The sequence below is a fragment of the Streptomyces swartbergensis genome (genome assembly GCF_002148965.1).
Classification (GTDB): Bacteria; Actinomycetota; Actinomycetes; order Streptomycetales; family Streptomycetaceae; genus Streptomyces; species Streptomyces swartbergensis.
On record NZ_NGFN01000074.1, the window covers coordinates 19,884 to 27,639 of the forward strand.

Sequence of the window (7,756 nt, forward strand, 5' to 3'; positions counted from 1 at the left end):
GTCTGACCGGCCCTTCCCTCCCTCGGTGTCCCCGTCGCGGGCCGAGTCTCCTTCCTGACACGCGCTGCCGCCGCACCACCTCGTCCGGGGCCCGCACCCCGGCGTCATCACACCTGCTCTTCACCCGCACCATCGCCCTGCCCTGAGGTGCCGTCAGACCGACCGCGCCGAGGGCCGCCCCGCCGTGCCCCCGTGCCTTCGTGCCTTCGCGCCCGAACTCGGCACGGCCCCATAGGACTTGAGGAAAGGCCATACCCATGCCCGTGGAGTTCCTCGGCATCGCCGCCACCAACGACGGATCCGAAACCACCCCGCGCTCCGGCGCCGCCTTCGACAAGGAGTACACCCTCCGGCTCGCCCGGGCGCACGAGGACCACGGCTGGGACCGGGTGCTGTTCGCCTACGGCTCCGGATCACCGGATCCGGCACCGGCCGCCGCGTACATCGCGAGCCGGCTGGACCGTCTCCAGATCCTCCTCGCCCACCGGCCCAACGTCTCGTACCCGACCTTCGCCGCCAAGACCTTCGCGACCCTCGACCAGATCAGCGAGGGCCGCCTGACCGTGCACTTCATCACCGGCGGCAACGACCACGAGCAGGGCCGCGAGGGCGACACCCTCAGCAAGGACGAGCGTTACGCACGCACCCGCGAGTACATCCGGATCGTCAAGGAGATCTGGACGACGCACGAGCCCTTCGACCACGAGGGCGAGCACTACCGCTTCCACGATTTCGTCAGCGACGTCTTCCCGGTCCAGCGGCCCCGCCCGAACGTGTCGTTCGGCGGCTCGTCGCCCGCCGCGTACGCCGCCGGGGGTGCCGAGGCCGACGTCTACTGCCTCTGGGGCGAGCCGCTGGAGAAGACCGCCGAGCAGATCGAGGCCGTGAAGGCCGCGGCGAAGGCGGCGGGCCGCACCGACGTCCCGCGCATCCAGGTCGCCTTCCGGCCGATCATCGCCCCGACCGAGGAACTGGCCTGGGAGAAGGCCCACCGCACGGTCGGCGCCATCCGGGAACAGGGCGCGGCAGGCCTCAAGCGGCGCCACCGTACCGACGCCCCGCAGAACGCCGGCTCGCAGCGACTGATCGCCATCGCCGAGGCGGGGGAGCGCTACGACCGCGCCCTGTGGACCCCGACGGCCGCGGCGACCGGCGGCGCGGGCAACTCCAACGCCCTGGTCGGCACCCCGGAGACGGTCGCCCAGGCGCTGCTCGACTACTACGACCTCGGCGTCGACATCCTCTCCGCCCGCGGCTACGACCTGCTCGGCGACGCCATCGACTTCGGCCGGTTCGTGATTCCCCTCGTCCGCGAGGAGGTCGCCAAGCGTGACGCCGAGCGCGCGGCCAGGGGGACGCAGACCCTCACGGCGGTGAACGGGTGACCTCCGTACCGGAACTGACGTTCATCCACGTCCCGGTCTCCGACCCCCGCGTCGAACCGTTGCTGACCGAACTGGGCCAGGAGTACTCCAGGCGCTACGGCAGGGACGCGCACGCCGAGATCGCCCGCTACCCCGACGACGAGTTCACCGAACCGCACGGCGGTCTGCTCCTGCTGCTCCTGGAACGCGGCGAGCCCGTCGCGGGCGGCGCCTTCCGCCTGTACGACCTGGCAACGGCCGAGCTGATGGGGGTCCCCCCGGACGGAGTCTGGGGGAGGATCTGGACCCACTCCGCCCGCCGGCGGCGCGGTCTGGCCCGGCGCGTCGTCGCCGAGCTGGAGCGCGAGGCGGCCCTCCGCGGCTACCGGCGGATCTTTCTCACGACCGGCCCGCGCCAGCCCGAGGCCCGTGCGCTGTATCTGGCCACCGGCTACACCCCGCTGTTCGACACGGAGGCCGACCCGGAGTCCATCGGGCCGCTGCCGTTCGAGAAACACCTCGGAGAGGCCCTCAACCAGTGAACCTACGCATGATAAGAACCCATCCTCGCGGCACCGCCGCCCTCGCGCTGTTGCCCGCCCTGGCGCTGACGGCCTGCGGCACCGGCGGCACTGCCGGGACCGGTCCGGTGGGCGCGCAGTCTCCCGCACCGACCACCGACCCGGTCGCCGCCGTACGCAAGGTGGACTCCGTCGCCGCCCTGCTGCCCGCCGACGTCCGCAGGTCGGGCACGCTGCGGATCGGCAGCTCCGTCGGGTCCCCGCCCGGGGCCTACTACCCGGACGGGAGCGGCAAGCCACCCGTGGGCCAGGACATCGACRTCACCGACGCGGTGGCGAAGGTCCTCGGCGTGAAGGCGGTGCGGCAGGACGCCTCGTTCGAAACGATCCTGCCCGCCCTCGGCAGCGGCAAGTACGACGTCGGCACCGGCAACTTCGGCGTCACCACCCAGCGCCTGAAGACCGTCGACTTCGTCACCTACATCAACGACGGCCAGGGCTTCGCGGTGAAGAAGGGCAACACCACGCTCAAGAAGAAGGTCACCGACCTGACCCAGCTGTGCGGCCTGACCATCGGCACCGGCGCCGGCACCACCTTCGAGACGACTCTCACCGCGCAGAAAGGCGTGTGTGCGAAGGCCGGCAAGAAGCCGTACGAGGTGAAGGTCTACTCGGAGAACGGCGCGACGCTCACCGCGCTCCAGCAGGGCCGCATCGACGTGATCATGTCGACCATCAACGGCCTGCGCCACCAGGCGACCCAGCCCGCGGCGCAGACCACCTTCCTCGGCGAGTACCACCGCCTCGACGTCGGCTTCGCCTTCAGGAAGGGCTCCCCGCTCACCAAGGCGTTCCAGGCGGCCGTCAACGAGCTGATCGAGGACGGCACCTACGCCCGGATCCTCGACAAGTGGGGCACCACCGCCTCCGCGATCGACGCCTCGCAGATCAATCCGCCCGAGCACAGGTGACCCATGAGCAGCGACACCATCACAGAACCGGCCCCCGGAGCGGTCGAGGACCCGGCCGAGCCGAAGGTCGTACCCGCCCGCCACTACGCCCGCTGGGCCGCAGGCGCCGCCGTGGTCGTGCTGCTCGCCCAGTTCGTCCACGGCCTGGCCACCAACCCCGTCTGGGAGTGGCACGTCTTCCGCGACTACGTCTTCTCCGAGACGATCGTCCAGGCGGTGTGGGTGACCCTCCAGCTCACCGCCTACGCCACCGTCCTCGGCTTCCTCCTCGGCACCGTGCTCGCCTTCATGCGGCTGTCGCGCAGCCCGGTGCTCTCCACCGTCGCCTGGACCTACATCTGGATCTTCCGGTCCATCCCGATGATCGTCCAGCTGGTGTTCTGGTTCAACCTCAGCGCCCTGTACCGGGAGTTGGGCGTCGGCATCCCGTTCGGCCCGGTGTTCTGGTCCGTCGACAGCAACACGCTCATCGGTACCATCGGCGCCGCCGTCATCGGGCTGACCCTGCACCAGGCCGCCTACGCGGCCGAGATCGTCCGCGGCGGTGTCATCGCCGTCGACCACGGGCAACTGGAGGCCGCAGCCGCGCTCGGCATCCCCCGGCTGCGGCAGATCCGCCGGATCGTGCTCCCGCAGGCCATGCGCGCCATTCTGCCCACCGCCGGCAACGAGATCATCGGCCTGCTCAAGGGCACCTCGGTGGTTTACGTGATGTCCATCGGCGAGCTCTTCTACCAGGTGCAGGTGATCTACGGCCGCAACGGCCGGGTGATCCCGCTGCTGCTGGTCGCCACCGCCTGGTACGTCGTACTGACCTCCCTGCTGTCGGTCGCCCAGTACTACGTGGAACGCCGCTATGCCCGGGGCGCCGACCGCATCCCGCCGCCCACCCCGCTCCAGCGCGCCCGGTGCTTCGTGACGAAGGAGAGCACATGAGTGCCGTCATGGTCGACGTCCACGGCGTCCACAAGAACTTCGGCCCCCTGGAGGTGCTGCGCGGCGTCGACCTGAGGGTCCGCGTCGGCGAGGTCACCGTGGTCCTCGGCCCGTCCGGCTCCGGGAAGTCCACGCTGCTGCGCACCATCAACCACCTGGAGAAGGTCGACCGCGGCTGGATCAGCATCGACGGCGAACTCATCGGATACCGACGGTCCGGGAACAAGCTGCACGAGCTCAAGGAGAAGGACGTCCTGAAGCAGCGGACCCACATCGGGTTCGTGTTCCAGAACTTCAACCTCTTCCCGCACCTGACCGTCCTGGAGAACCTCGTGGAGGCCCCCGTCTCCGCACTGCGCCGCCCGCGCAAGGAGGCGGAGCAGACCGCCCGCCGGCTGCTGGAGCGGGTCGGGCTCGCCGACAAGACCGGTGCCTATCCCCGGCAGTTGTCCGGCGGCCAGCAGCAGCGCGTCGCCATCGCCCGCGCACTCGCCCTCGAACCCAAGGTGCTGCTCTTCGACGAACCCACCTCGGCGCTCGACCCGGAACTGGTCGGCGAGGTCCTCGACGTCATCAAGGACCTGGCCCGCACCGGCACCACCATGATCGTCGTGACCCACGAGATCGGCTTCGCCCGGGAGGTCGCCGACACCGTGGTGTTCATGGACGGCGGAGCCGTCGTGGAGCAGGGCCCGCCCTCGGCCGTACTCGACGCCCCGCGGCACGAGCGCACCCGCGCCTTCCTCTCCAAGGTCCTCTGATCGCCCACCGCCCACCGCCTGACGCACACAAGGAGCACCACCGTGGCCACCCTCGTCGCCCGCCGCACCACCGCCGCAGCGCTCGGACTCGCCGGCGCCCTCGTCCTCGCCGCCTGCGCCAACCCCACCGACGGCGGCACGACCGAGGTGGCGGCCACACCCGGCAGCAAGACGAAGATCAACATCAGCCCCGACCAGAACCGCGTCACCACCGGCAAGGTCGGCTCGATAGCCGCCGAAGTCCCGGAGCGCATCCGCAGGAGAGGCACCCTGGAACTGGTCGCCTCGTCCGGCTCCGCCGCGCCGCTGACCTTCTACGCCACCGACAACAAGACCGTCATCGGCGTCGAGCCCGACATCGCCCACCTGGTCGCCGACGTCCTCGGACTGAAGGCGCACATCAACACCGTGTCGTGGGAGAACATCTTCGTCGGCCTCGACAGCGCCAAGTACGACGCCGGCTTCAGCAACATCACCGTCACCGAGGAACGCAAGGAGAAGTACGACTTCGCCACCTACCGCGAGGACAACCTGGCCTTCGAGGCGAGGAAGGGCAGCGGCCTGAAGGTCACCGGGCCGAAGGACGTGGCGGGCAGGACCGTCGCCGTGGGCAGCGGCACCAACCAGGAGAAACTGCTGGTCGAGTGGTCCGCGGAGAACAAGAAGGCCGGCCGGAAGCCGGTGGACGTCAAGTACTACCAGAGCGACAGCGACACCTACCTCGCTCTCCAGTCCGGCCGGATCGACCTCTACCTCGGCCCCAACCCGACCGCCGCCTACCACGCGGCCACCACCGGCAGGACGGAGATCGTCGGCACGTACTCGGGCGCCGGCGCCCGGCTCCAGGGCCGCATCGCGGCGACCACGAAGAAGGACAGCGGACTCGCCCAGCCGCTCGCCGACGCGCTGAACCACGTCATCGACAACGGCACCTACGCGAAGGTGCTGAAGCGCTGGGGCCTGTCCGGCGAGGCCGTGGCCAGGTCGGAGATCAACCCGCCAGGCCTGCCGAAGACCGGCAGCTAGGCGTCCGTCGGCCCGCACTCCCGTCCACTGACCGCTGAGGAGCACCCGACCATGTCCGGCATCCCTCTCGGGGTCCTCGACCTCGTCCCCGTCCCGTCCGGCTCCACCGCCGCCGAGGCGCTGCACAACACCATCGACCTCGCGCGGCAGACCGAGCGGTTCGGCTACAGCCGTTACTGGTTCGCCGAGCACCACCTCAACCCGGGCGTGGCCGGTACCTCTCCCGCCGTCCTGCTGGCCCTGACCGCCGCGGCGACCTCCACGATCAGGCTCGGCTCCGGCGCCGTCCAACTCGGCCATCGCACGGCCCTGTCCACCGTCGAGGAGTTCGGCCTGATCGACGCCCTGCACCCCGGGCGACTCGACCTGGGCCTCGGCCGCTCCGGCGGACGTCCCGCCGGACAGACCGCAGCATCCCGCCCGACCACCACCCCCGTCGTCGACGGACGCACCCCCAACGGCCTGAAGATCCCGCCCCGGTTCTCGCCCGACCACCTGCGGGACTCACCGCGACTCAGTCTCCAGCAGCAACTGCTGCGGCAACCGGGCGCCCGTCACCAGGACTACGGCGAGCAGATCGGCGACATCCTCGCGTTGCTGCGCGGCGACTACCGCTCGGCGGACGGGCTCGAAGCGCACGCCGTCCCCGGCGAAGGCGCCGACGTGCAGGTGTGGATCCTCGGCAGCAGCGGCGGAGAGAGCGCCGACGTCGCGGGCCGCAACGGTCTGCGCTTCGCCGCGAACTACCACGTCAGCCCCGCCACCGTACTGGAGGCAGCCGAGGGATACCGGGCCGCGTTCCAGCCGTCCGAACACCTCGACAAGCCCTACGTCAGCGTCTCCGCCGATGTCGTCGTCGCCGAGGACGACGACACCGCCCGCGAACTGGCCACCGGCTACGGCCCGTGGGTCCGCAGCATCCGCACCGCCGAGGGCGCGATCCCCTTCCCGACCCCCGAACAGGCCCGGGCCCACGACTGGACCGAGCAGGACCGGGCCCTGGTCGCCGACCGCGTCGACACCCAGTTCGTCGGCTCGCCCGGACGCGTCGCCGACCAGCTCGAACAACTGTGGGAGGCCACTGGCGCCGACGAACTGCTCGTCACCACCATCACCCACGGCCACGCCGACCGGGTGCGCTCGTACCGGCTCCTCGCAGAGGAATGGCAGCGCCGATGAGCCGCTCGCGGCCCGGCCCCGTTCCCGTCGGCCGGGACGGGGCCGGGCCGCGAAGCGGCGTCACAGGGCGCCCACGCCCAGCACCTCGATCTCATGGCCGACGGGTGACGGCGGATGCGGTCACAACCTGACCGCATCCCGTGCGACGGTGATCGGGCAAGCCGCCCGGACCTCTCGAACCACGGGTCGGCACACGACTCGAAGGCCGAGGTGCTCCGTTGACCGTTCTCGATGCCCGGGCGCTCAACCGCGCCACCCTCGCGCGGCAGTTGCTCCTCGACCGCGCCGACCTGCCGGTGCTCGACGCCGTCGCCCACCTGTGCGGTCTCCAGGCGCAGGAACCGCAGGAACCGTTCATCGGGCTCTGGTCCCGGCTGCGGGCGTTCGAACCGACGGTGCTGTCGGACCTGCTGACCGGGCGGCGTGTGGTGCGGACCCATCTCATGCGCCGCACCGTCCACCTCGTGACCGCCGACGACCTATTGGCCTGGCGGGCCCGCCACGACGCGATGCTGCGCCAGCGGGTGCTCGGGACGTACCGCCGCGAGCTGGAGGGAGTGGACCTCGGCGAACTCGCGGCGGCGGGGCGGGAGGTCATGGCTGATGGCGAACCCCGCTCGATGGGCGACCTCGCGCGAGCCGTCGCCGGCCGCTGGCCGGCGGCCGGAACCCGGCCACTGGGCGAGATGCTGGTCGCCGGCCTGCTCCCCATGGTGCAGCTGCCGCCGCGCGGGCTGTGGCGCACGACGGCGGGGGTGCGCTACGCCCTGGTCTCCTCCTGGCTGGGGCGCGAGATCGACCCGCCGGTCCCGGACGACGCCGACCCCGTGGGGCAGACGCTGGTACGGCGTTACCTGGCCGCGTTCGGACCCGCAGCCTCGGCCGACCTGCGCGCCTGGTGCGGCCTGGCGGGACTGCCGGCCGCGGTCTCCGCCCTGCGCGAGGAACTGGTCGCCTTCCGCGACGAGCGCGGCCGGGAACTCCTGGACCTCCCCGAC

The 7,756-nt window shown here is 71.2% G+C and carries 8 protein-coding genes; all 8 read left to right on the forward strand.

Going from position 1 to position 7,756, the window contains the following annotated elements; genetic code table 11:
• The first annotated feature begins 257 nt into the window (after positions 1–257).
• Positions 258–1,385: an LLM class flavin-dependent oxidoreductase gene (locus CA983_RS14575; RefSeq protein WP_086601319.1), complete on the forward strand. Its 1,128-nt coding sequence runs from the start codon at positions 258–260 to the stop codon at positions 1,383–1,385.
• Positions 1,382–1,906 carry a GNAT family N-acetyltransferase gene (locus CA983_RS14580; RefSeq protein ID WP_086601320.1) on the forward strand — a complete coding sequence of 175 codons (525 nt, stop codon included), beginning with the start codon at positions 1,382–1,384 and terminating at the stop codon, positions 1,904–1,906. The genes CA983_RS14575 and CA983_RS14580 overlap by 4 nt, the downstream gene beginning before the upstream one ends.
• Before the next feature lie 8 nt (positions 1,907–1,914).
• A complete protein-coding gene (locus CA983_RS14585) occupies positions 1,915–2,856 on the forward strand; it encodes an ABC transporter substrate-binding protein (protein ID WP_086601321.1) in 942 nt (313 codons plus the stop codon).
• A gap of 3 nt (positions 2,857–2,859) precedes the next feature.
• Complete coding sequence (locus tag CA983_RS14590; protein WP_086601322.1) at positions 2,860–3,792, forward strand: amino acid ABC transporter permease; 933 nt, start codon at positions 2,860–2,862, stop codon at positions 3,790–3,792.
• Positions 3,789–4,553, forward strand: a complete 765-nt coding sequence (locus tag CA983_RS14595; protein ID WP_086601323.1) for an amino acid ABC transporter ATP-binding protein — start codon at positions 3,789–3,791, stop codon at positions 4,551–4,553. The genes CA983_RS14590 and CA983_RS14595 overlap by 4 nt, the downstream gene beginning before the upstream one ends.
• A gap of 42 nt (positions 4,554–4,595) precedes the next feature.
• The gene (locus CA983_RS14600; protein WP_086601324.1) at positions 4,596–5,579 is read left to right on the forward strand and encodes an ABC transporter substrate-binding protein; all 984 of its coding nucleotides are present in this window, start codon (positions 4,596–4,598) and stop codon (positions 5,577–5,579) included.
• A gap of 51 nt (positions 5,580–5,630) precedes the next feature.
• Positions 5,631–6,758 (forward strand): LLM class flavin-dependent oxidoreductase, encoded by a 1,128-nt coding sequence (locus CA983_RS14605; protein WP_086601325.1) that lies wholly within the window; start codon positions 5,631–5,633, stop codon positions 6,756–6,758.
• Positions 6,759–6,976: 218 nt separating this feature from the next.
• A partial coding sequence (locus tag CA983_RS14610) for a winged helix DNA-binding domain-containing protein (RefSeq protein WP_086601326.1) occupies positions 6,977–7,756 on the forward strand: 780 nt, incomplete at its 3' end.

What these genes read in the sequence shown, in the direction of transcription:
- CA983_RS14575 (WP_086601319.1), top strand. Translation starts at nt 258, where the DNA reads ATGCCCGTGGAGTTCCTCGGCATCGCCGCCACCAACGACGGATCCGAA.
- CA983_RS14590 (WP_086601322.1), top strand. Translation starts at nt 2,860, where the DNA reads ATGAGCAGCGACACCATCACAGAACCGGCCCCCGGAGCGGTCGAGGAC.
- CA983_RS14595 (WP_086601323.1), top strand. Translation starts at nt 3,789, where the DNA reads ATGAGTGCCGTCATGGTCGACGTCCACGGCGTCCACAAGAACTTCGGC.
- CA983_RS14605 (WP_086601325.1), top strand. Translation starts at nt 5,631, where the DNA reads ATGTCCGGCATCCCTCTCGGGGTCCTCGACCTCGTCCCCGTCCCGTCC.